We start from the raw sequence: 23,708 nt of genomic DNA, 5'->3' as shown, positions 1-23,708 counted from the left end.
GCAGGCTTTGTCTATATAACACTGTTCTATTACACTAGAAAATTTCAAAAAGGTATGTACAACTGTGAGAATCATTGTATAATATAAATGTACCTAGTTTTCAGACAATTTTGAGGAGGTCATCGATTTGAAAAACCACAAATTTATGTGGCTAATTAGTATCATGCTTGTACTTAGCGTGTTCTTAGCAGCGTGCGGCGACAAAGAAGAAGCAGGCACTACTGAACCGGTAAAAGACAAAGAAGAGGACAAAGGAACTACAGAAGAACCAGCTAATGAAGAAGTGGCGCAAGTTCTGAATCTGATTGAAACAGCAGAGATTCCTTCTATTGACTCATCAATTTCAGAAGATGCTGTAGGTTTCAACGTACTGAACAACATTATGGAAGGACTTTACCGTCTTGACCAAGACAGTCTTCCAGTACCTGCTATGGCAGATGGAGAACCTGAAATCAGTGAAGATGGATTGACATACACATTCAAAATCCGTGATGCACAATGGTCTGATGGAACACCTGTAACTGCGCATGACTTTGTATATGCTTGGCAGCGCGCAGTCGATCCGGATACTGGTTCACCTTACGGACCATATTTGATGGCAGGCATGATTAAAAACGCAACTGAAATCGGTGAAGGAACTGCAGAAATTGCAGATCTTGGAATTAAAGCAGAAGACGATAAAACACTTATCGTTGAACTTGAACGTCCAGTTGCTTACTTCCTATCACTTATGTCTTTTGGTACATTCTACCCACTTAACGAAGAATTCGTAACTGCTCAGGGTGATAAATATGCAACTAACTCTGAAGCAATGATCTATAACGGTCCATTCTCATTAACTGATTGGGATGGTACTGGTAACTGGAAATATGTTAAAAATGACAAGTATTGGGATGCTGATACTGTAAAACTTGAAGAAATCATTGTTGACGTCGTTAAAGAAACTGCAACAGGTGTAAAATTATATGAACAAGGCAAGAAAGACCGTGTACTACTTTCTGCTGAATATGCAATGCAATTTGCTGATGATCCAAATATCATCAATGAGCTTGAAACATCTGTATTCTACTTTAAACTAAACCAAGAACGTAACGGTAAAGCTACACCACTTGCAAATGCTGACATTCGTAAAGCATTCGCAAGAGCCTTCAACAAAGAAGAGTTAGCAGATGCAATACTTGCTAATGGTTCTATTGCTGCTAACTTCCTAGTTGCAGATGACTTTACTTTTGATGCGGATGGAAAAGATTTCCGTGATTACAGCGGTGAATTCTCTGCATATAACGTTGAAGAAGCACAAGAATATTGGAAAAAAGGTCTGGCAGCACTTGGAACAGACAAAGTGGAAATTGAAATTCTCGGTGGCGACACTGAAAACGCTAAAAAACAACAAGAATGGTTCAAATCGGAATTTGAAAGAAACCTTCCAGGTTTGACAATCAAACTGAAAGAAGTTCCTTTTGCTGTTCGTCTTGAACTTGATGATACAAGTGATTATGATGTTCAATCAGCAGGATGGGGCCCTGACTTCCAGGATCCAATCTCGTTCATGGAATTGTTCGTAACGGGAAGTCCACAAAACAAAATGAATTACTCTAACCCAGAGTATGACAAACTTATTGAATCTACAAAAACTACAATTGCAACTGATCCAGTAGCTCGTTTTGAAGCATTTGCAAAAGCTGAAAAAATTCTTCTTGAAGATGATGCAGGTCTTGTACCTCAGTATCAACGCGGAAGAATGGTTCTTATGAACCCTGCTGTAAAAGGTCTTGCTACACATCCATTCGGTGGCGACTATAGCTACAAATGGACGTATATGGAAGCTGCAGAAAAGTAAGAAGTATAACTTGTTAGCTTAAAATCTTATAGAAAAGAGAGTATATGGGCATTTATGACCATGTACTCTCTTTTTCACTGAGGTTAAACTAACTAAAAATTCGTTGTATTATTTGCTAGAATTAATAGTTTTTTAATTAAATTCATCTATGAAATATAGGAGGTGCGAAAATGGCAAAGTATATCACTAAACGTGTGATTTATATGTTCCTATCACTATTCTTGATAGCATCGTTTACATTTGTTCTAATGAAACTGCTTCCAGGGTCCCCGTTAGCTTCCGCAGCAAAATTATCCGTTGAGCAAAGGGAAGTCGTTTATGAGAAGTATGGATTGAACGATCCGATTCCCGTACAGTACGCCCGCTATATGGGGAACCTTGCAAAAGGTGACTTTGGTGTATCGTTTCAATATAAAAATGCAGATGTCACAACACTTATTGTGAAAAAACTGAAATACTCGGCGATTTTAGGATCTCAGGCACTTATTTTCGGGACCTTAATCGGAATTATTCTCGGAATGATTGCCGCGTTGAAACAAAATACAGTTTGGGATTATGGTAGTACCATTATCGCAATTCTCGGTATCTCCATACCGTCCTTTGTTTTTGCAGTATTGCTGCAATATGTCTTTGCAGTATGGCTTGGAGTGCTACCAGTTGGCCTGTGGGAAGGTTGGAAGTCTAGTATACTACCTTCAATCGCACTTGCGATGGGACCTATTGCTATCGCGGCAAGATTCATCCGAACAGAAATGATAGAAGTATTAAGCTCAGACTATATTTTGCTAGCAAAAGCGAAAGGTGCAAATTGGTTTGAAATCGCTTTCAAACACGCATTCCGTAATGCGCTTATTCCGCTAATCACAGTCCTTGGACCAGTTGCAGCAGGACTATTAACAGGATCACTTGTAGTTGAGCAGATTTTCGCAATCCCAGGTATAGGTGAACAGTTCGTTAAATCAATTAACTCGAACGACTTCGCTGTCATCATGGGTACAACAATGTTCTTCTCGGTATTCCTAATTGTGATTATATTAATAGTGGATATTCTTTATGGGGTCATTGATCCGCGTATCCGTTTGTCTGGAGGTTCCAAGTAATGACTACTAACATGAAGAAACTACCAAAAGATTCGTTTGAGCGGATTACAATCGATAGCTCGCATGCCGAAAAAATTTCGAAACCGAGTTTGAGTTTCTGGCAGGATGCTTGGCTTCGGATCCGTAAAAACAAAGCGGCTATCGTCAGTATGTTCATTCTTGTGTTTATTGTATTTATGGCATTTGCAGGTCCTTTCATGGTTGAACATGATCCAGAGGATGTAAAAGTTGCGCATGCAAGCTTACCGCCTAAAATTCCAGGGCTTGAAAAATTAGGTATTTTTGATGGCGAAGGTAAACTGGGTTCTAAAACAGTTAATCTGTATGAGTTAAAGAAAGTAGAAGTTAACTACTGGTTCGGAACGGACAGCTTAGGACGCGATTTGTTTTCACGTCTCTGGAAAGGAACGCAAATCTCACTGTTAATCGCATTCGTAGCCGCTATCATTGATGTTGTGATAGGCGTCATCTACGGCGGAATTTCCGGTTATTACGGAGGTCGAACCGATGATGTCATGCAACGAATTGTCGAAGTGCTAATTGGAGTTCCGACACTGGTCATCGTTATTCTTATGATTATGATCATGGATCCGGGCATATTGTCCATTATCATAGCCATATCGATAACAGGATGGATTGGAATGTCCCGTATTGTACGCGGACAAGTTCTTAAATACAAAACACAGGAATTCGTCTTGGCAGCTAAAACCTTAGGTGCAAGCGATACACGAATTATCAGCAAGCACTTACTGCCGAATATCATGGCGATTATTGTCATAAATATGATGTTCACAATTCCTACAGCAATTTTCTTTGAGGCATTTTTAAGCTTTATAGGACTTGGCCTTCAAGCGCCGAATGCTTCTCTTGGAACACTTATTAATGATGGTTATAAATTCATTGAGTATCAGCCACATATTTTGTTCTTCCCGGCGGTTGTCATAAGTTTACTTATGATTGCGTTCAACTTAATTGGGGATGGACTACGTGATGCACTTGATCCGAAAATGAAAGATTAAAGGAGGAAAGTGAAATGGAGAAAATTGTTGAAGTGAAAAACCTGGAGCTTTCCTTCCATACATTTGCAGGAGAAGTGAAAGCGATTCAAGGGGTTAATTTTGAAGTATTTAAAGGGGAGACGCTCGCTATAGTTGGTGAGTCAGGTTCAGGTAAATCGGTAACGACGAAATCGATTATGCGGCTCCTTCCGAAGTCTAGTACCGAGTACAAAAATGGTGAGATTTTATTCGGAGGAAGAGACCTTCTGAAGATTTCTGAAAAAGAAATGCAAAAAGTAAGAGGAAAAGACATTTCGATGATTTTCCAAGATCCGATGACTTCACTTAATCCGACAATGACGATTGGTAACCAGATTATGGAGCCACTGCTAAAACACCAAAAACTTAGTAAAACCGAAGCTCGGAAAAAGTCTATTGAATTGTTGACTCTGGTTGGGATGCCTAAGCCAGAAATGCGATTGAAACAATACCCTCACCAATTTTCTGGTGGACAGCGTCAACGTATCGTCATTGCTGTTGCCTTGGCATGTAATCCAAAGCTTCTCATTGCGGATGAGCCGACGACAGCCTTGGATGTTACAATTCAAGCGCAAATCTTAGAATTGATGAAAGACTTGCAAAAGAAAATTGATACGGCAATCATTTTCATCACACATGATCTTGGAGTCGTAGCAAACGTTGCAGACCGTGTTGCGGTCATGTACGGCGGCCGAATCGTCGAGGTGGGAACGGTTGATGAAGTCTTTTATAATCCGCAGCATCCGTATACGTGGGGGCTTCTAAGTTCAATGCCGTCACTGGATACATCTGAAGAGAAACTATATGCGATTCCAGGCACGCCACCCGATTTGTTGGATCCTCCGAAAGGAGATGCATTTGCACTGCGTAGTGAGTATGCGATGAAGATTGATTTGGAACAAGTTCCGCCACTCTTTAAAGTAAGTGAAACACATTATGCAGCGACGTGGCTACTCCATCCGGATGCACCTCAAGTGGATCCGCCGGTAGCGGTCATAGAGCGAATGAAGAGATTCCCTGGTAGCCGGTATTATGAAGGCAATGCAGGAGGTGTTCGATAATGGCTGAAAAATTACTTGAAATCAAAAACTTGAAACAGTATTTCAATGTGGGAACAAAGAATGAAGTGCGTGCTGTTGACGATATAACATTCGACATCTATAAAGGCGAAACGCTTGGTATTGTTGGTGAATCTGGTTGCGGTAAATCAACAACCGGTCGTACAATCATCCGTCTTTACGATGCGACAGGCGGGGAAGTCATTTATGATGGCGTCGATGTCCATGCGAAAAAATCGAAAAAAGAACTAAAAGCGTTCAACCGGAAAATGCAGATGATTTTCCAAGATCCATATGCATCATTAAATCCGCGTATGAAAGTGCTTGATATCATCGCTGAAGGCCTCGATATTCATGGTCTTGTTAAGAATACGAAAGAACGTACTGCACGTGTTCATGAGCTCCTTGAGACGGTAGGATTGAACCGTGAGCATGCTAATCGTTATCCGCATGAATTCTCTGGTGGTCAACGTCAGCGTCTTGGAATTGCACGTGCGCTTGCTGTAGAACCAGAATTCATTATCGCAGATGAACCGATTTCAGCTTTGGACGTATCTATTCAAGCGCAAGTCGTCAACTTGTTGAAAGAGCTTCAAGAAGAAAGAGGACTGACATATCTATTCATCGCACATGACTTGTCGATGGTGAAATATATCTCAGATCGAATTGGAGTTATGCATTTCGGTAAACTTGTCGAAATTGGACCAGCCGAAACGATCTATACGGCGCCTTTACATCCTTATACGCAATCGCTATTATCTGCGATTCCGTTGCCAGATCCAGCTTATGAGCGTAGCCGTGTACGAAAAAGCTACGATTCAACATCACATAAGTATCTTCAGGATGAAGAAGTAATCATGCGTGAAGTGACACCAGGGCATTTTGTCCTTTGCTCACAGCGCGAATTCGATTCTTTTGCAAAGTAAGTTTAAATAGAAGCAACTGGGCTGGTTTTCGATAAGAGAACCAGTCCTTTTGCGTGTTTGAATATAGATAATAGTAAGTATGCGGTGAAATTCATGGATTCAGGTAATAGGAATTCCCTAAATGTTAATTACAAACCAAAATAGATAAAGAATTTCAGTGGTGAGCCTTATGTTTCTGAATTTTTTTAAATTAATATGAAACCTTTGCCCGTATTTAGACGTACTATATAATGTAGACACTAAATTATTTTCAATTAGCAGCTACCCAAATGAGAAAGTTTTTTATTTGACAAAGCAGATGTTTAATTAATTCTTGCATCGGGTATAACAGTAGAGAGAACATGCACATACTGATGAAAGTCGCTTATGTTGCGGAACTGTGACAATAGTGTATGGGATAGCGAATAATTTTTAAAAAGTGTATTCATCGGTAATGAAAATGTGTATAATAGGGATTAGAAGCAGGCAGTTTAAAATAATTCTAATCTAAACGTAAAAATATAAATCAAAACATTCGAGCCGACTGAAAGGGAGTGTCAGCATATGATGGTCACATTATTTACTTCACCTAGCTGTACATCATGCAGAAAAGCGAAAGCATGGTTAGAGGAACACGAGATTCCGTATACTGAACGTAACATTTTTTCGGAACCATTGAATATTGATGAAATAAAAGAAATACTTCGTATGACTGAAGATGGAACAGATGAAATTATTTCAACTCGTTCGAAAATATTCCAAAAATTAAACGTTGATGTGGAAAGCCTTCCATTACAACGCCTATATGAGTTAATCCAAGAACATCCGGGTCTTTTAAGAAGACCAATTATTCTTGATGAGAAAAGACTTCAAGTGGGATACAATGAAGATGAAATTCGTCGATTCCTACCTAGAAAAGTAAGAGCCTATCAGCTGCTTGAAGCGCGGCGCATGGTAAACTAATCCGTAAAATAGTGTGAAGCTGATAGGGGTTGACATTGCAAAATGCCGTACACCTATCGGCTTTTTGTGTTTCTCTTGCTTTCCGGGTGGATGTTCTCTACAATGCTATTACTATCAAAATTATACGTCCTAAGGCGGAACCCTTTCAAAACGTAGAGGACGGTCATATAGTAAGTATAAGCATTGCAGGATTTTTTCACACATCGAAGGGAACCGGACAAATCCTGTTCCATAGGAAGGGAGAGAAAAGGGATGGAAATAGAGCGTATTAATGAAAATACAGTTAAGTTTTTTCTTTCATATATTGATATCGAAGAGCGTGGCTTTACTCGTGAGGAAGTTTGGTATAATCGCGACAAGAGCGAGGAACTCTTCTGGGAGATGATGGACGAAGTCAGTGACGAGTCTGAGTTTGAAGTCGAGGGGCCATTATGGATTCAAGTACATGCGATGAGCGGCGGCATTGAAGTGACGGTCACACGTGCGCAAATGTCTGAGGATGGTGAACCACTTGAATCACCATTCACTAACGATGATCCAAGAAAACTGTTCCAGCATGGCAAAATGTATGACGACGATGATGATGATGATACTATGCCAGGTATAGGGGATGCAGCATTTGAATGGCTTGACAATATGTTTGTCTTTAGCGAATTTGATGATCTTATTCCTCTAGCAGGGAAGATGAAAGATTATGAAGTGAAGACATCTCTATATTCGTTTGAAAATAACTTTTATTTACACTTGTTATATGACGATGAAATTATGGATGATTCTCGCAAGACAGATCTGTTTAGCGTACTTTCAGAATTCGGTCAACCGTCAAACATGACGATTCATCGAATTGAAGAGTACGGCAAACTTATCATGGACTCAGATGTTTTCGTGACAATAGAGCGATACTTTGGGGCAAAATAAAGGACAGTAGAAACAGCTATCTTAAATGGTAGCTGTTTTTTTACTTGCTTTAGTATCTGAATATTTGTATTATTAATGCAGGGAGGAGCTGAATATTATTCTCACAGCAAAAACAGAGGAAGGAAAACTTGTTGTTCTTACACCGGAATTAGAAAGAGAACGGTTGCGCAAATGGCGAAAGTTGCGATCATTCTTTTGCCCACAATGTAATTTTCCGGTTCAGTTGAAAGTTGGAGATATTATCATCCCACATTTCGCACATTTGAAGGATTCTACCTGTCTTACTTTATTCTCTGAAGGTGAATCTTACAGCCATCTTCAAGGTAAGCAACAATTGTATGCTTTTTTTCAAAAACATGCCGAGCTTGTCGAACTTGAACCATTTTTAAGAATGTTATCTCAAAGACCTGATATCCTGATAACGACACAATCTGAATTGATAGCCGTTGAATTCCAGTGCAGTACGATTCCCATTACTGACGTAGAGGCTAGATCCGCAGGTTATCGTAGTATAGATATGAAACCCATCTGGATTTTGCATACCCCAGCAAAATTTAGTTCATTACCTGTAGGTGTCGGTACATTCGATTTTTCAAGATTCCACGAAAGCTTCTTGACACATACATCCCCTGAAGGCTATTTCTTACTCACATATAACCCCCAAACGGAACGATTCCATTATTTTACGAGTCTTATTCATGTCGCAGGTAAGCGCTATATTGGTATCCATCGTACTTTGCCATTATCGATGCAGATATTTCCATTTGCTCGGCCAAAAACCCCGACAGAGCAAGAAATTTACCGTTATGTAACCCTTTATTTATCCATACGCAATCAATTTATTCAATCCCGTATTTTATTGAATAAAAGGGGGGTGAACAATCCTTTTCTAAGAATGTGCTATGAACTGCGAGTGATACCAACGAATCTTCCAAAATGGATTGGATTACCCGTCCTTTTCAGTGAGTCATTCCGCGAGCATGACTGTGAATGGCAATTAGCATTCCTTTATTATTTGAGAAGAAAGGGGATTAGTGTTAGAACTATATCCCGCAGTCAGGTTAGAAAATATGTCTCTCTGTTAGAAGAGCCATCGGAAGCAAAGGGAAAAGCGTGCATAGCATACCGCGATTTCCTTATTTCCGCGACTGTAGATTCTTGTCAAAACAGAACAGTTATTGACGAAGAAAAAATAATTCAACTAATTTCAGAAAGATTGCTTGCAAAGCGTTATGAAAATTGAGAAAATAGGATTGATTCGTTTCCCGAAGTAATGGGAGAAGGGGGATAAGTGACGATGGCTGAAACTAAGAACAAAGTATTAACTCGTGGTGAAGTAAAGGTAGAGGAGACTTGGCGTCTCGAAGACATATTTGCAACTGATGAAGCATGGGAAAAAGAATTCGCTGAAGTTGAGGAATTCTCCGGTAAAGCAGATTCTTACAAAGGGACACTTTCGGGTGGTGGAGATGCGCTTTACACTGCATTGACATACCGTGACACCCTCTCTGAAAGACTGCGCAGGCTTTACACGTATGCGCATTTGAAGACTGACCAGGATACGACAAACAGCTTCTATCAGGCGATGGATAGCCGTGTAAAATCACTTTACGTGAAAGTAGCAACTGCATTATCATTCTTCTTGCCAGAGCTTCTGGCTATTGATGAAACAGAATTGAACAAGCTGGTTACTGAGCATGAGGGACTAGCTCTTTATAAACAAGAATTCGAAGAAGTCAACACGCAGCGGCCACATGTGCTGCCTGCTGAACAAGAAGCTTTGCTTGCACAACTATCAGAAGTCACGGGCAATTCTTCAGAAACATTCAGTATGTTGAACAATGCTGATTTAACTTTCCCAATGGTGAAAGATGAAAAAGGTGAAGAAGTAGAATTATCACATGGCCGTTATGTAGGGTTTTTGGAAAGTGATGATCCGCGTGTTCGCGAGGATGCGTTCAAAGCAATGTATTCGAAATACAGCGAATTCCAAAATACTTTCGCATCCACGCTTTCAGGTAATGTAAAAGGCGATAACGTTAATGCACGTATCCGCAATTATTCATCTGCGCGCGAGGCTGCAATGTCAAATAATCATATCCCTGAACAGGTTTATGAAAATCTTGTTTCAACAATCAATAAAAACGTCCACTTGCTACAGCGCTATGTCGCGCTCCGTAAAAAAGTGTTCGGATTGGAAGAACTTCATATGTGGGATATGTATGCACCGCTTGTGAAAGATGCAGGCATGGAAGTTCCATATGACGAAGCTAAACAAACGATGCTTGATAGTTTCCACCCACTAGGTGAAGAGTATGTATCGATCGTAAAAGAGGGTCTTGAGAATCGTTGGGTAGACGTCCGTGAAAACAAAGGGAAGCGTTCAGGAGCTTATTCTTCAGGCGCCTATGGAACAAATCCATATGTCTTAATGAACTGGCAAGATAACGTCAGTAACTTGTTCACACTCGCGCATGAATTCGGCCATAGTGTTCATAGTTATTATTCACGGAAAAGCCAGCCATTCGTCTATAGCGGTTATTCCATTTTCGTAGCTGAAGTCGCGTCAACTGTGAATGAGGCTATTTTGAATGATCATCTTTTGAAAACGATTGATGATGAACAGAAACGAATTTATTTGCTGAATTATTGGCTTGACGGCTTCCGTGGTACTGTTTTCCGTCAAACCATGTTTGCTGAGTTCGAACACCTTATTCATCAGCTTGATCAGCAAGGTGTCGCGCTGACTGCTGAAAAATTGACAGAAGAGTACTATGCACTCAATAAGAAATATTTCGGTGAAGATCTAGTCGTCGACGAGGAAATAGGCTTGGAATGGGCAAGAATTCCACATTTCTACTATAACTATTATGTTTATCAGTATGCAACAGGTTATAGTGCAGCAGTCGCACTAAGCAATCAAATCTTGACAGAAGGAGAGCCGGCAGTTGAACGCTATGTGAATAACTTCTTGAAAGCCGGTTCTTCCGATTACCCAATCGAAGTACTGAAAAAAGCAGGCGTCGACATGACAAGTGCTGCTCCAATCGAAGAAGCATGCCGCGTCTTCGAAGAAAAGTTGAACGAACTTGAATCACTTCTTTTGAAAAAATAAATTAAATTGACCTAGCAAAAAGCCTTATCCGCCATATTTCTGGTCGAGATAGGGCTTTTTCTTCTATACATATTACTATATAAATATAAAGTAAGGCGTATTGGTGAAATCATCATTGTGACAGTCATGTGAAAATCATTGTGAATTCTTGATGCTACTATTATTTTGTGATAAGGTAAGGATGTGAAATAAATCACATACCAAACATACACCCCTTTTGTTTGAACGTGAACATTTCTCCCATTCCCTTTGAATAAGAGCATTCCCTCCCCCCCAGGAGCGAATGCTCTTTTCTTTTGGTTTAACGGGGGAAAGCTGTGTGACGATTGTCATGGAAAAGTGCGGAACTGTAATGTCAAGTTGTGAAACTGTAAGGGGAACTGTGCGAACTGTGATGACAACGCGTGAAACTGTGAGTGCATCCGCCGACTGTCATGGCAAGTTGCGAAACTGTAAGGGGAAGCGAGTGAACTGTGATGACAACGCGTGAAACTGTGAGTGCATCCGCCGACTGTCATGGCAAGTTGCGAAACTGTAAGGGGAAGCGTGCGAACTGTGATGGCAACACATGAAACTGTGAGTGCATCCGCCGACTGTCATGGCAAGTTGCGAAACTGTAAGGGGAAGCGTGCGAACAGTGATGGCAATGCGTGAAACTGTAAGTGCAATTCGTAACTGCCATTTCCAATGAGATAAAGGAAAGGTTAATAATAAAGCTATTGTCATATCTTCAACTATTCTGTATAATTAAATAGAATTATCAGATTAGTTGAAGGGGAGTGGAATCAAATACGCATTATTATTAATAGGAGTCAACCTGATTTGCTAGAGGGAATACCTCGTCTGATAGCCCGGTTACACCCTGACCATCGGAAATTACAGTTCTTAAAGGACTCTCTTTACCGAATAAGTGCTGGATATTCAGGTGAGTGTAATGTGGATACGTATATCGAGCGCACTCAAATAACCCATTTGACAAAGATATTTACCGATGTACATTTGCGAATTTCCCCGACATTCACATTTCAGATTGATACTTTGATTATTACGGAGCGCTATGTCTTAATTGTTGAAGTGAAAAATCTCAAAGATACAGTCCGTTTTGTGCAAAATCCCCCACATCTTGAGCAAATCTTTGAAACAGGTACAGAAGCAATCCTCGACTGCCCGATTCATCAAATTGAATCAAATAAATCGAATCTTGATGAATGGTTCCGTCAGCGTGGAATACATTTGAAGACATCTGGATTACTTGTTCTGGCTAACCAGAAGACAAAGGTGAAAGATGCACCTTCCGACTTTCCTATTATTTATAAGAAGCAAATCCCTTTCTATCTACAAAAACTACAGCCAGCTGAGACAATTCTTTCAACTGCACAAATACATGATTTAGCAAGAGAAATTCATGCTGAAAAGCAACACTTCAATCCATTTCCGTTATGTGCATACTATAATATCGATCACAGGGAGTTAAAGACAGGTTTGTTGTGCCGATATTGCAATAGGCAACTTCAGCGAGAAAATCGTGAGAAGTGGTCTTGTGAGCTTTGTGGGAAGAATACTGTTAACCCTTACAGCGATGGAATTAAAGATTGGTTCATGCTTGTTAAAAATTCAATTACAAACGAGGAATGCCGGAGTTTTTTAAAATTAAAAGGATCAAATGCAGCTCGTTACATTTTATCAAAATCGGGTCTTGTGAAAAAAGGAAGGTCCAAGGCGACGTTTTATATTTCGAGCAATAGAAAACAGAGATAATTCTGTGTTGGGTAGAGCCTTTCATAATAAGAAAGGCTCTTTTAATTGGAGTTTTAGGAAACTGTCATGGCAAGTTGCGAAACTGTAAGGGGAAGCGAGAGAACTGTGATGGCAACGCATGAAACTGTGAGTGCACCGGACAACTGTGATGGCAAGTTACAAAACTGTAAGGGGAAGTGTGTGAACTGTGATGGCAACGCGTGAAACTGTGAGTGCACCGGACAACTGTGATGGCAAGTTACAAAACTGTAAGGGGAAGTGTGCGAACTGTGATGGCAACGCATGAAACTGTGACTGAACCGTAAAACTGTCATGGCAAGTTGTGGAACTGTAAGGGGAAACGTGCAAACTGTCATGGCAAAACGCACAAAACTGTAAGTGCAAACTACTGAACTATCATGGCTACATATACAACCCAAACCCGCTCAACAAAAAAAGCCACCTCACTCCCCGGAATCTCCAGGCAATGAAGTAGCTCACTTAATTCATATCATTTTTTTACGCCATAATGTCATGTCCTGGAAATGAATCCGTTCGACATGCTGTTGGAGAAGGCGTTTCTTGAGTTCGCGTTCTGCAGATTTTTCCGTGATGTTGTAGATACTAGCAATCTCTGTTGTGGAGAGTGTATCGAAACGTTGGAACAAATCCTCAAGTGGAGGGGGGATGTCCGGCAGAATCGGTCCGCCGACTAACTCTTCTAAAATTTGTTCGTAGACATCGTAGTCGTATAAGCCACTCACTTTTAATCCTTCATCTTCAATGTTTTCATTGAAAAAGACGAAAGTAGGTGCTTTGTCGACTTCCATTTCTTTGGCCATGTACAAATCGACTTGTAAAGAGCGCAAGACGTTTTTTGAAGAAAAGTCTCGGATAAATTCGTCTACATCAAGATTTAACTTTTTTGCGATTTCGACGAGTACGGAAAAAGACGATACATTCCTTGACTTCAAAAATGAATATTCAAGCATTTTTGATAAATATCGAAAACCGGCACGTTTGCCTTGAAACTCTGCAGTTTTAACAGCAATACTTGGGAAAGCTGGATGTGTTTTTTCACAAGCCAGCTCATCCTCATCTTTATGCAGACATTGAAGATTCATTTTAGGCAATGATGTGCGTAATGCAATGCGCAGTGTGAAATAGCGATCATATTCAACTTGTAATTTTCGGAGTAAAGGCGGGAGCGACGAACAATCTCCGCATAAAGGATCGATGAAAACATATAGCTCGATTGGCCTTATGCATGCGGAAGTACTGATTGGGTTCTCCAGTAATGTTTGTCGATTCACGTTTTCTCCTCCCCAGCCCTGTTCACCATATGATTGGCGGTCAAGACGAGGCGCTTATAATAGATATCACGTATATTTCCTTCAAGTTCGACTTCGTCCATTGCTTCTGCCATGCACGCTAGCCATGCTTCCGCTTGAACTGGTGTAATTGGGAATGGCATATGACGAGCTTTCATCATCGGATGACCATGTTCTTCAGTATATAAATTGGGACCACCTAAATATTGTGTTTGAAATTGTTTTTGTTTGCGTACTGTTTCTGTCAGGTCATCTGGGAAAATCGGATATAGGTCCGGGTGTACGGCCACTTTAGCGTAAAACAGGTCGATGAGTTCCGACAACTTTGTAGCACCGATCTCCTCATAAGGGATCAAAGGTTTTCGCATCATTATGTCAATCTCCTTTGCTCTGACTGTATTGATATTCTATCAACCCTGCACTCTTTTCACAAATAAAGCGCTCCGTTTATGAAACAGTAGGTTAGATTATCAATCTTATGCATTGAAATAGCCGAGCACTTTTTTTACGTATTGCTGTGTCTCTTTGAATGGGGGAATCCCATCATGTTTTTTTACGTTTCCGGGACCTGCATTATAAGCAGCAAGGGCAAGCTCGATATTACCGCCAAACTGATTAAGCATTTGTCTTAAGTATTTGGCTCCGCCCATCACGTTCTGGACAGGGTCGAAACTATCTTTTACGCCTAGGAACTTTGCCGTTCCGGGCATTAGCTGCATAAGGCCTTGTGCACCCGCGTGGCTGACAACACCGTTGTTGAAGTTCGATTCTTGTTTGATAACGGCAGAAATCAGTTTATCGGGCAAGTTATATTTGTTTGCAGCTTGGCTAATAATATCGCGATAGCTGTCATCCCCAATGGATGTATTTTTCATGGGAACAGCTGAACTTTGTTGCGCCGCGGAAAGGATAGCGCTGAGAGATGATGGTTCAAACACACCATTTTTTCCGTCATAGCGCAAGCTTTCTATAGTATTGAGGTTTCCGAGTAGTGTAGATGAAACGGAAGATAAGGAATCCGTTATGGATGTGCCGCCTAACATCTCCTCTAATAGTGTGTTAAAGAGGGATGGGGATGTGTTATTTTGTTCAGTTTGTGTCTGAACAGCTCCGAGAGACTGGAGTGTATTTATTTCCATTAATGTACGAATTGTGTGCGTATCCATCATGATCTGTCCCTTCTGACGTTAAGCTGTTCGCTCGCGAAATAATAACTTAACATTAGTATACCAATTTATGTGGGGAAACGCATTTTCTAGACTGCAAGGCCGCGCAGCATATGATAGAATAAACGTAATGACGCATGAAGGGAAGAAGAAATTGTGAACATTAAAAATCGAATTGATAGTGGACTTCGAAATGATGAACAAATCCTCTTTTTAGTAGCAGAACAAGCAGAAAAGCCTCAAGGTATACCAGCTGGAAAGATGATAACAGATTCAGACAACTTGTCGTTTGTTTATCTTTTAGAAGTAGAAGCAGGGTACGAGCATCTTCATTTAACACAGGCTGTATGGCCACTTATGGTCGATGTATTGACGACGAATTTAGATCCGGTGCTTTCGTGGAAGGATGAAATAATTCCGCTTCCTGGATTCAAAGATGAACTGACAATGCTTATTTTTAATATTGAGGGTAATGATAATTACGGGGAAGCATTCTCCTCGGCAGTCGAGCAAGCATTCAGCTCGATACTTCAACATATGGAATAACAGCTGGGAGGGGTCCGGATGAGGCAGTGGAATCAATTTCTTGAACCTTATAAACAAGCAGTAGATGAACTGAAAGTGAAATTGAAGGGCTTGCGAGCTCAGTATGAATTGGAAGACGTACATACGCCCGTTGAATTCGTGACGGGCAGGGTGAAGCCGCTCGCGAGTATCTATGACAAAACACTTGAAAAAGGGATTCCATTCGAACCATCGGCAGAACTTGCCGCTGAACTGCCTGATATTGCGGGCCTTCGTCTGATGTGCCAGTTTGTCGATGATATTAGTACTGTTGTAGAAACGTTACGACAGCGGAATGACCTCGAAGTGATTGAAGAGCGCGACTATATCGCACATAATAAACCAAGTGGATACAGGTCTTATCACTTAATTATCAAATACCCTGTTCAGACGATTCATGGGGAGCAGACGATTTTTGCCGAGATTCAAATCCGTACGTTAGCAATGAATTTCTGGGCGTCGATTGAACACTCATTGAATTATAAATACGAAGGCGAAATGCCGGATGAAATCAGGCATCGTCTAGAACGAGCAGCGGAAGCAGCCTTCCAGCTAGATGAAGAAATGTCGCAGATTCGTAATGAAATTCAGGATGCGCAACAATATTTCAGTGCATTCAAAGAAACGGCGACAAGACGCTATGGAGAGGCGAACGGGAAAGGAGGAGGGAAATTATGAAATTTGCAATACAGACACGAAACGATGCATTGTCGAACAAACTTATGGATGAAGCAAAGGAATATTTGACAGATTTCGGGCTTTTTTTCGATGAAGAAGAACCGGACATCGTTTTGTCAATTGGAGGAGATGGTACTTTACTCCACGCTTTTCATAAGTATAAGTACCGATTGAAAGATACAGCGTTTGTCGGAATTCATACAGGCCATCTAGGGTTTTACGCAGACTGGAAGCCGGCTGAAATTGAAAAGCTTGTCATTTCTATTGCTCGTAAAGAATTCGAAGTTTTCGAATACCCACTTCTTGATGTGAAGATTAACTACCGAAACGATAAGGATAGCGCATTGTACCTTGCACTGAATGAGTCGACGGTGAAATCTCCTGATGTGACGCTCGTCATGGATGTTGAACTGAATGGCAACCATTTTGAACGTTTTCGTGGCGACGGGTTATGTATGTCAACGCCTTCTGGGTCTACTGCATACAATAAGGCATTGGGCGGAGCAATTATTCATCCTTCTCTACCGTCCATGCAATTGACAGAAATGGCATCTATTAACAATCGGGTGTTCCGTACAGTTGGCGCACCACTAGTGCTACCCGCGCATCATAAATGTGCACTAACACCTGTAAAAGGACCAGATTTCATGGTAACAGTCGACCATTTGCAACTTCTACATAAAGATGTGAAGTCGATTGAATATCAAGTTTCAAAAGAAAAAGTACGTTTCGGAAGGTTCAGGCCGTTTCCATTTTGGAGACGTGTGCATGATTCATTCATTGACAGCGATGTCTAAGGGGGATGAGCTGGATCGCAGGTTTCGCCTCGTATTTCAGGTGGATGAAGGCGGTATACTGCTACGCGAATTCTTGCACGCAAAAGGGATATCTAAAAGAACGTTAACTGCGACTAAATATGATGGCGGAGATATCCGCGTGAATGGCTTTGAACGCAATGTGCGACATCCGTTGCAGTCAGGTGATGAAGTACTTATTATTTTTCCATCAGAAGAGCCAAGCCCAGGTTTACTTCCAGAGACAGGTGATTTAACAATTGTCTATGAAGATGAAGCGCTAATTATTGTCGATAAGCCAGCAGGGCAAAGTACTATCCCGTCACGAGATCACCCCAATGGAACGATGGCGAATGCCGTTGCCGGAAAGTTTGCTAAGGAAAGACTTCCAGCCACAGTACATGTCGTCACGCGTCTTGACAAGGATACATCGGGTCTAATTTGTATTGCAAAAAACCGGCATATTCATCATCTGCTTAGTGAACAGATGACAAATTCCGGTTTTCATCGACAGTATATCGCCCTGGTTGAAGGACATGTTGAAAGGGACCAATTCAGCATTGTACAACCAATTGGTAGAAAAGATGGTAGCATTATCGAACGAATTGTGCGTGAAGATGGCCAATTCGCTCGGACAGATGTAGAAGTACTGGGTCGTTCGGACATAAAAGGTCAACAGTTAACAAAAATTGCACTAACCCTTTATACGGGCAGGACGCATCAAATACGTGTCCATATGAGGTGGGCAGGCCATCCGCTACATGGTGATGATTTATATGGCGGCTCCCATGGGTTGATTGGTCGGCAGGCTTTACACTGTGCAATGATTGGGTTTTTGCATCCACTTACAAGTGAAAAAGTTGAGTTTAGATGCGATATTCCGTTAGATATAAAGCGTCTAACCAACACTGATATCAAACAAACACAGTAAATTTCTCTGGCACAAATGGTTGTAAAGAAGGAACTGATACAATTTCCATTTCGGGATAGCGAAGGGCTGTAAGTTTACCGCCGAATACGCAACCTGTATCAACATTCGCAGAGTTATTTACAAAGCGTACTTCCTTTACAGGCGTATGACCATAGACTATGAAGGGAGTACCTTTGTAGTGCTTAGCCCAATCACGTCTTAGAGGTCTACCATCGGGTAACTTTTGGCCTGTGATATCTCCATAGAGAACGAATACCCGTATTTTTTCCGAATAGGGTGCACCAATCATTTCTTCACGGATGCCTGCGTGTGCAATGATAAGATTACCTTCATTAAGGGTATGGTATAACGGTAGAGCTTCGTAAAATTGACGGTATCTAGTCAAGAAGTGTTTACGCGCATCACTTGATAATGCATCGAGTTCAGCTACTGTTGTTTCAAGACCATGTGTGGGTTGAACCTGGTTACCTTTGGAGAAGCGATACAACTTATTGCAATGATTTCCCGGGGAATAATAAAGTGTATGCTCATCTTGGATTTTGAAAAGAAGATTCAACATTTTAATCGACTGAGGCCCTCTATCCATCGTATCTCCGACAAATACCAGACTTCTGCCATCGGGATGTAGGGGGATACCTGTAATCATCTCGTATCCTAATTGGTCAATCAAATGCATGAATTCATCATAACAACCGTGAATATCACCGACAATATCGTACTTCATATTTTCATCACCCTTTTTCACAATATGTATTCGTATATAATACCCTTATTCACTTTATTAATCCACGATAGAAGTAGAAAGGAAGGTGTAGCTGTGAACATAAAAGAAGAGCATAAAGAAGAAATTATTTTCGATGAAGAGAAGTTGAAAGAGACACTTATCCAGCACAACATTAAATCTTTCCGAAATGAGTACCTACGCCTTCATCCGTATGACAGAGCGATATTTTACGAGAAAATCGAACCGGAACTCCGGGAAATCATCTATCAATACTTATCACCAAAAGAACTTGCGGAAATATTTGAGACGAGTGAAATTAGCGACGATGAATACAAACAGTTCCTTCAGGAGATGGACACGACGTATGCAGCAGACATGATTTCGTTCATGTTTGTCGATAACGCGGTAGATGTCCTGAATGAACTCGACAAATCACAAGTTGTCAGCTATTTGACGCTAATGAATAAAGAAGCCGCTGCTGAGATCAAAGCATTACTTCATTATGAAGAATATACGGCCGGGTCGATCATGACAACGGAATTTGTTACAATTCCACAGAATTCGACAGTCCGTTCTGCGATGACAATTTTGCGCAATGAAGCACCGAAGGCAGAAACAATTTATTATATATTTGTCGTTGACGATAATAATCGCCTGACAGGTGTTATATCGCTACGCGATTTGATCATTGCACATGAAGATACACTGATTAGTTCTATAATGAGTGAACGAGTCGTAAGTGTTCTCGTTTCAGAAGATCAGGAAGATGTTGCCAAGATGATCAAGGACTATAATTTCCTTGCCGTCCCGGTTGTCGACTTCCAACAGCATATACTTGGGATTATTACAGTCGATGATATTATCGATGTACTCGATGAAGAAGCATCAGATGACTACTCCAAACTTGCTGGGGTTTCCAATATGGATACATTCGATAAAAACTCATTCTCAGCTATGAAAAAAAGACTTCCATGGTTGCTTATTTTATTAGTACTCGGAATGCTTACTGCTAATTTAATAGACTTATTTACAGAAACAATTTCGAAAGTGGCACTTCTAGCTGCGTTCATTCCTCTTATTGCGGGTACTGCAGGGAATAGTGGAACGCAAGCACTTGCTGTCGCAGTGCGCGGTATTGCGACAGGAGATGTTGAGGACGAAAGTAAATTCAAGCTACTTATCCGTGAAGCCGGAACAGGATTGATGACAGGTTTTATCTGTGCACTATTTGTAGTTGGTCTAATTTACGTGTGGAAGAATGAATTCGTAATTGGTCTATTAGTAGGTGCTGCCATTTTTGTCTCAATTTTTGTCGCAACGATTTCAGGATCATTCATCCCATTGCTTATGCATAAGTTGAAAATCGACCCTGCAGTTGCGTCCGGTCCTTTCATCACAACATTAAATGATGTTATTAGCGTTATTATTTATCTTGGTCTTGCAACGGTTTTCATCAGTGATCTTTAGATCACTGGTGAAAACCTTTTTTATTTGGGTGGATGTCTAGACTCCAGACGCCAGCCCCATGGGTCATAAGACGGTTTGCTGTAGGGGCTCTGTAGTTACGCATCCTCGTGCCTGCAAGGATACAGGTAAGTAGTCGCTGCGACAGGACGTCGCGAATTTAGACTACCTTCCTTTTCCTCTATGCTTGTCGGGGCTAATCAGCGTCATGGGCTTTTTTTATGAACATCCGTAAAATGGGCGCATATACTGTGTTAAAAAGGATGTGCTTAACATTTATCAAAATAAACCGTTATTGTTTGTTGACGGGCCACCAGTCTTTATTAAAGTTGCGATTATAGTGGAGGAGAGCACGTCAGTATTTTTACTTAACAATGAAGAGGAATCGGTGGTGGAAAATGAGGAACAGTTAAGTGTTACCGAAGTCGTGCCAGTGAATCCGGGCATTCAACGTAAAATTATTTACTTAAGTAATTCGTTCCGTCGCCAAGCTTATCAGCCACTTCAATTTGTTCTAGAGGAAGAAACACTAGCTGGAAAGATTGAGAAAATTGAAGAAGAAACAGTATGGATTGATCTGGAAGGTGATAATCATGAAATAGTAGCCGTGGAAATGGGGAAGATTGAAGAAGTATTATGGCGTGGTAAGCCGTTTGATGAAATTAAATAAGAAAACAGAGGTGCCTTTAACTTAAGGACTGAAGCGACTCAAGGGGCTATGAGATGGAGTCTAGACACTGCTGCATGTGAAAAACCTATACTTTCTTATTATTGTAAAATGGCAGGATGGGGAATCTCTCCGTCCTGCTTTTTTACAATGATGAAGAAAAATTAAAACAACCCAACAGATTGAAACTGTTGGGTTGTTTGGGCATTGCAGGGTATTAATTAATCTACGTCGCAAAAGTCGATAAACGTATCTTTGATACATTGGATTCCACAGAAACAAGTCAAGTCTACTGTGATGCATGAATCTGTCGCACCAAACCTTGTAACTTTACAAAGTTCTTCGAGATCTAGCTTACCGTTTTTAATAATGTCCACAGGATTATTGTTACTGTCTAACGGTGCTAGTACTTGCAATGTTGCGCAGCAGCCGTCAAAGACGTTTTGGACTCTGAAAAAAGTAGAGAAGCAATTGTGTAGGTAATGTCTTCGGCTTTCCGGACGGAACATTGCTTTGAACGGATCACCATTCTTCGTCAATAGCATGAAAACGCGTGTATTAACACGGTTACGTGCAGGGCTGGATATGCTACCAAGCGGAGCCATGAAACAATCTGTTTCACATTCTACACAGTCATCGTCTGTTCCAGCATCCTGTAAACGTTTGATAAACCTGACAACCTCACATACACAGTCATCTTGGTGCTTTCTTTCATTATCTTCTTCATTTCTTCCACATCCCATTAATTCCACCTCCATTTCTCAATTCTTTATACTTTATGCGGCAAAGTTCATAGTGTTAGGGCGCTTAGGTGAATAATGAATAAAGTTTAGTATGAAAAGGCATACTGTATAAAAATGGAGGGGACGCGTATCCGTAAATTTAGCCTTGTGGTTTTCGCAGTTGTCTTACTATCCGGCTGTTCAGGAAGCGGATTCCGGATTGACAACAATTCCAGTGAGGATCATGCGAAAGCCGAAGAAGTATTGATAAATGACAAACGTCTCACATCAGCGGTCACTGTTTTTCATGAAAATGACTTGCTAACTGGCGTTACGCTTACAACTTTTTCGCGCTTCAAAAAAGAAAAGATTGAAAAGGAGCTCAAGAAAAAATTAGAAAATAGCTATCCAGAGTTGGACGTTACCGTTTCAGCAGACAGTAAAATATGGATGGAAACGAACAAGCTCATTGATTTGGATGACAAAAAGGATCAGGGAAAAAAGATTGAAAAATTGAAATCGCTTATAAAGGAAGAGACATGATGGACGAAAAAAAATATGCGAAGTTAGAGAAAGAGATTTCCCCTAAAACACCATTGATGCGGAATATGATTTTTGCATTTCTGACGGGAGGCACAATTTGTTTAGTAGGACAATTCGTGTCGCTATTTTATATGACCTATTTTGATTTCACGGAACGGACGGCCAGTAACCCGACTGTCGCAACAATGATATTTTTTGCGATGCTGTTAACGGGTTTTGGATTGTATAAGAAAATTGCCCAATTTGGAGGAGCGGGGAGTGCGGTTCCAATTACAGGTTTCGGCAATGCTGTCATTTCTGCTGCAATTGAACACAAGACGGAAGGGTATGTTCTTGGAGTTGGCGGCAACATGTTCAAACTAGCGGGTTCAGTCATTCTCTTCGGTGTTTTTTCGGCATTTGTTGTTGCACTCATTAAGACGATACTTGTGAAATTTGGTGTCGTATCATGGTAGCGCGCGGCCTGCTGACATTCAAAACGACCCCATCCATTGTGGCAACAGGTGTTACAGTTGGACCTTTGGAAAAGAAAAGTCTATTCGTCGATAAATTTGATAAAGTTTACGAGGATGAGCGCTGTGAAATGAAAACAAATGAGCATGGTCATGCAAAAATGATGGAAGATGCATGCATGATTGCGTTAAGTAAAGTGGATTCTGTACCAAGCGACGCCGATTTCCTGTTAATTGGCGATCTTATTAACCAGATGACACCCTCAAATTTTGCGGCTACAACGGTTGGAATTCCCTATATTGGCCTATTTTCAGCTTGTGCAACGTCAGTATCTTCGCTTTTAATGGCTGCATTGCTGACAGAAACGGGCATGTCGACTTGCGCTATTGCTGGAGCATCTAGTCAGCATAATGCAGTTGAAAGACAATTCCGCTATCCGAATGAGTACGGTTCACAAAAGCCTGAGACATCTCAATGGACTGTCACAGCGGCGGGGGTAGCAGCTGTCGCACCTTATAAAAAAGGGTTTCCTTCTATAGAGTGTGGAACAATCGGATGCGCAATAGATCTCGGAATGACAGATCCACTGAATATGGGGGCGGCGATGGCACCGGCAGCGGCAGATACGCTTACCCGCCATTTAAAAGGTCACAATAAAGACGTGAAAGACTATGATGTGATCATGACAGGAGATCTTGGGAAAACTGGTTTTGAGTTATACAAAAAACTTGCGAGCAATCAAGGAATTGACGTGACTAAAAATTTCCGGGATGCAGGTAAAGAATTTTACGGTGCTGACGCATCATTTTTATCCGGGGCAAGTGGTGCAGGTTGTTCTGCCTCCGTTTTCTTCGCGGAAATAATTGATAAAATGAGCACGGGTGAATATAAACGGGTCCTTCTAATTGCGACGGGCGCGCTATTATCTCCGTTATCATTTCAACAAGGTGATACGATTCCGTGCATTGCGCATGCAATCGAATTAACAATGAAATGAG

24 protein-coding genes are annotated in these 23,708 nt (G+C 41.0%); 19 read left to right on the top strand and 5 right to left on the bottom strand.

Going from position 1 to position 23,708, the window contains the following annotated elements; all coding sequences use genetic code 11:
* Positions 1–127 precede the first annotated feature (127 nt).
* The 10 genes from ACP8HG_RS11480 to ACP8HG_RS11435 all read left to right on the top strand — a co-directional run bounded on the left by ACP8HG_RS11480 (position 128) and on the right by ACP8HG_RS11435 (position 12,694).
* Positions 128–1,840 carry a peptide ABC transporter substrate-binding protein gene (locus ACP8HG_RS11480; RefSeq protein ID WP_354312351.1) on the top strand — a complete coding sequence of 571 codons (1,713 nt, stop codon included), beginning with the start codon at positions 128–130 and terminating at the stop codon, positions 1,838–1,840.
* Between the two features lie 170 nt (positions 1,841–2,010).
* A complete protein-coding gene (gene opp3b / locus ACP8HG_RS11475; RefSeq protein ID WP_067211883.1) occupies positions 2,011–2,940 on the top strand; it encodes an oligopeptide ABC transporter permease in 930 nt (309 codons plus the stop codon).
* On the top strand, positions 2,940–3,959 hold the full coding sequence (gene opp3C / locus ACP8HG_RS11470; protein ID WP_067211880.1) for an oligopeptide ABC transporter permease: 1,020 nt from the start codon (positions 2,940–2,942) through the stop codon (positions 3,957–3,959). The genes opp3b and opp3C overlap by 1 nt, the downstream gene beginning before the upstream one ends.
* A 14-nt stretch (positions 3,960–3,973) precedes the next feature.
* Positions 3,974–5,038 (top strand): ABC transporter ATP-binding protein, encoded by a 1,065-nt coding sequence (locus ACP8HG_RS11465; protein ID WP_067211878.1) that lies wholly within the window; start codon positions 3,974–3,976, stop codon positions 5,036–5,038.
* The gene (locus ACP8HG_RS11460) at positions 5,038–5,961 is read left to right on the top strand and encodes an ABC transporter ATP-binding protein (protein WP_067211875.1); all 924 of its coding nucleotides are present in this window, start codon (positions 5,038–5,040) and stop codon (positions 5,959–5,961) included. Before ACP8HG_RS11465 ends, ACP8HG_RS11460 begins: the two co-directional genes overlap by 1 nt.
* Before the next feature lie 546 nt (positions 5,962–6,507).
* Complete coding sequence (spxA, locus tag ACP8HG_RS11455; RefSeq protein WP_186669618.1) at positions 6,508–6,903, top strand: transcriptional regulator SpxA; 396 nt, start codon at positions 6,508–6,510, stop codon at positions 6,901–6,903.
* A gap of 252 nt (positions 6,904–7,155) precedes the next feature.
* Positions 7,156–7,821 carry an adaptor protein MecA gene (gene mecA, locus ACP8HG_RS11450; RefSeq protein WP_187045526.1) on the top strand — a complete coding sequence of 222 codons (666 nt, stop codon included), beginning with the start codon at positions 7,156–7,158 and terminating at the stop codon, positions 7,819–7,821.
* 88 nt (positions 7,822–7,909) lie between these two features.
* Positions 7,910–9,064, top strand: coding sequence for a competence protein CoiA (locus ACP8HG_RS11445; RefSeq protein WP_438298647.1), 1,155 nt, complete (start codon positions 7,910–7,912; stop codon positions 9,062–9,064).
* Between the two features lie 54 nt (positions 9,065–9,118).
* Complete coding sequence (pepF, locus tag ACP8HG_RS11440) at positions 9,119–10,936, top strand: oligoendopeptidase F (protein ID WP_187045525.1); 1,818 nt, start codon at positions 9,119–9,121, stop codon at positions 10,934–10,936.
* Positions 10,937–11,758: 822 nt separating this feature from the next.
* Positions 11,759–12,694: a nuclease-related domain-containing protein gene (locus tag ACP8HG_RS11435; protein ID WP_421101366.1), complete on the top strand. Its 936-nt coding sequence runs from the start codon at positions 11,759–11,761 to the stop codon at positions 12,692–12,694.
* A 485-nt stretch (positions 12,695–13,179) separates the two neighbouring features.
* Here ACP8HG_RS11435 and ACP8HG_RS11430 read toward each other — a convergent pair whose 3' ends face one another.
* The 3 genes from ACP8HG_RS11430 to ACP8HG_RS11420 form a co-directional block, all read right to left on the bottom strand.
* Complete coding sequence (locus ACP8HG_RS11430) at positions 13,180–13,986, bottom strand: DsbA family protein (protein ID WP_338655632.1); 807 nt, start codon at positions 13,984–13,986, stop codon at positions 13,180–13,182.
* Positions 13,983–14,375 (bottom strand): globin, encoded by a 393-nt coding sequence (locus ACP8HG_RS11425; protein WP_067211850.1) that lies wholly within the window; start codon positions 14,373–14,375, stop codon positions 13,983–13,985. The genes ACP8HG_RS11430 and ACP8HG_RS11425 overlap by 4 nt, the downstream gene beginning before the upstream one ends.
* 105 nt (positions 14,376–14,480) lie before the next feature.
* On the bottom strand, positions 14,481–15,173 hold the full coding sequence (locus tag ACP8HG_RS11420) for a lytic transglycosylase domain-containing protein (RefSeq protein WP_438296315.1): 693 nt from the start codon (positions 15,171–15,173) through the stop codon (positions 14,481–14,483).
* A gap of 153 nt (positions 15,174–15,326) precedes the next feature.
* Between ACP8HG_RS11420 and ACP8HG_RS11415 the strand changes: the two genes are divergently transcribed.
* From ACP8HG_RS11415 to ACP8HG_RS11400, 4 genes are read left to right on the top strand one after another with little or no spacing between them, the layout of a single operon-like run.
* The gene (locus tag ACP8HG_RS11415; protein ID WP_187045522.1) at positions 15,327–15,716 is read left to right on the top strand and encodes a hypothetical protein; all 390 of its coding nucleotides are present in this window, start codon (positions 15,327–15,329) and stop codon (positions 15,714–15,716) included.
* Positions 15,717–15,734: 18 nt separating this feature from the next.
* Positions 15,735–16,412, top strand: a complete 678-nt coding sequence (locus ACP8HG_RS11410; RefSeq protein ID WP_067211844.1) for a GTP pyrophosphokinase — start codon at positions 15,735–15,737, stop codon at positions 16,410–16,412.
* Complete coding sequence (locus tag ACP8HG_RS11405) at positions 16,409–17,209, top strand: NAD kinase (protein ID WP_067211841.1); 801 nt, start codon at positions 16,409–16,411, stop codon at positions 17,207–17,209. The genes ACP8HG_RS11410 and ACP8HG_RS11405 overlap by 4 nt, the downstream gene beginning before the upstream one ends.
* Entirely contained in the window at positions 17,181–18,137 is a 957-nt protein-coding gene (locus ACP8HG_RS11400; RefSeq protein ID WP_187045521.1) for an RluA family pseudouridine synthase, read from the top strand. Before ACP8HG_RS11405 ends, ACP8HG_RS11400 begins: the two co-directional genes overlap by 29 nt.
* On the opposite strand, the gene prpE is transcribed toward ACP8HG_RS11400, so the two are convergent.
* A complete protein-coding gene (gene prpE, locus ACP8HG_RS11395; protein ID WP_438296311.1) occupies positions 18,121–18,861 on the bottom strand; it encodes a bis(5'-nucleosyl)-tetraphosphatase PrpE in 741 nt (246 codons plus the stop codon). The genes ACP8HG_RS11400 and prpE overlap by 17 nt on opposite strands.
* Positions 18,862–18,954: 93 nt before the next feature.
* On the opposite strand from prpE, the gene mgtE reads away from it, so the two are divergent.
* Both mgtE and ACP8HG_RS11385 read left to right on the top strand, forming a co-directional pair.
* On the top strand, positions 18,955–20,328 hold the full coding sequence (gene mgtE, locus ACP8HG_RS11390; protein ID WP_231885702.1) for a magnesium transporter: 1,374 nt from the start codon (positions 18,955–18,957) through the stop codon (positions 20,326–20,328).
* Positions 20,329–20,590: 262 nt separating this feature from the next.
* Positions 20,591–20,995, top strand: coding sequence for a hypothetical protein (locus ACP8HG_RS11385; protein ID WP_338655643.1), 405 nt, complete (start codon positions 20,591–20,593; stop codon positions 20,993–20,995).
* Between the two features lie 218 nt (positions 20,996–21,213).
* On the opposite strand, the gene ACP8HG_RS11380 is transcribed toward ACP8HG_RS11385, so the two are convergent.
* Positions 21,214–21,735 (bottom strand): CotY/CotZ family spore coat protein, encoded by a 522-nt coding sequence (locus ACP8HG_RS11380; protein ID WP_187045518.1) that lies wholly within the window; start codon positions 21,733–21,735, stop codon positions 21,214–21,216.
* A 114-nt stretch (positions 21,736–21,849) separates the two neighbouring features.
* On the opposite strand from ACP8HG_RS11380, the gene ACP8HG_RS11375 reads away from it, so the two are divergent.
* From ACP8HG_RS11375 to ACP8HG_RS11365, 3 genes are read left to right on the top strand one after another with little or no spacing between them, the layout of a single operon-like run.
* A complete protein-coding gene (locus ACP8HG_RS11375) occupies positions 21,850–22,257 on the top strand; it encodes a hypothetical protein (RefSeq protein WP_354312363.1) in 408 nt (135 codons plus the stop codon).
* A complete protein-coding gene (spoVAC, locus tag ACP8HG_RS11370) occupies positions 22,257–22,712 on the top strand; it encodes a stage V sporulation protein AC (RefSeq protein ID WP_438296308.1) in 456 nt (151 codons plus the stop codon). Before ACP8HG_RS11375 ends, spoVAC begins: the two co-directional genes overlap by 1 nt.
* Complete coding sequence (locus tag ACP8HG_RS11365; protein WP_187045516.1) at positions 22,706–23,707, top strand: stage V sporulation protein AD; 1,002 nt, start codon at positions 22,706–22,708, stop codon at positions 23,705–23,707. Before spoVAC ends, ACP8HG_RS11365 begins: the two co-directional genes overlap by 7 nt.
* Position 23,708: the final 1 nt, after the last annotated feature.

Origin of the sequence: Sporosarcina sp. FA15, from assembly GCF_051550195.1 — a bacterium.
GTDB classification, from domain to species: domain Bacteria; phylum Bacillota; class Bacilli; order Bacillales_A; family Planococcaceae; genus Sporosarcina; species Sporosarcina psychrophila.
The sequence above is the reverse complement of the archived record's forward strand: the minus strand, read 5'-3'. Positions and strand labels throughout refer to the sequence as shown.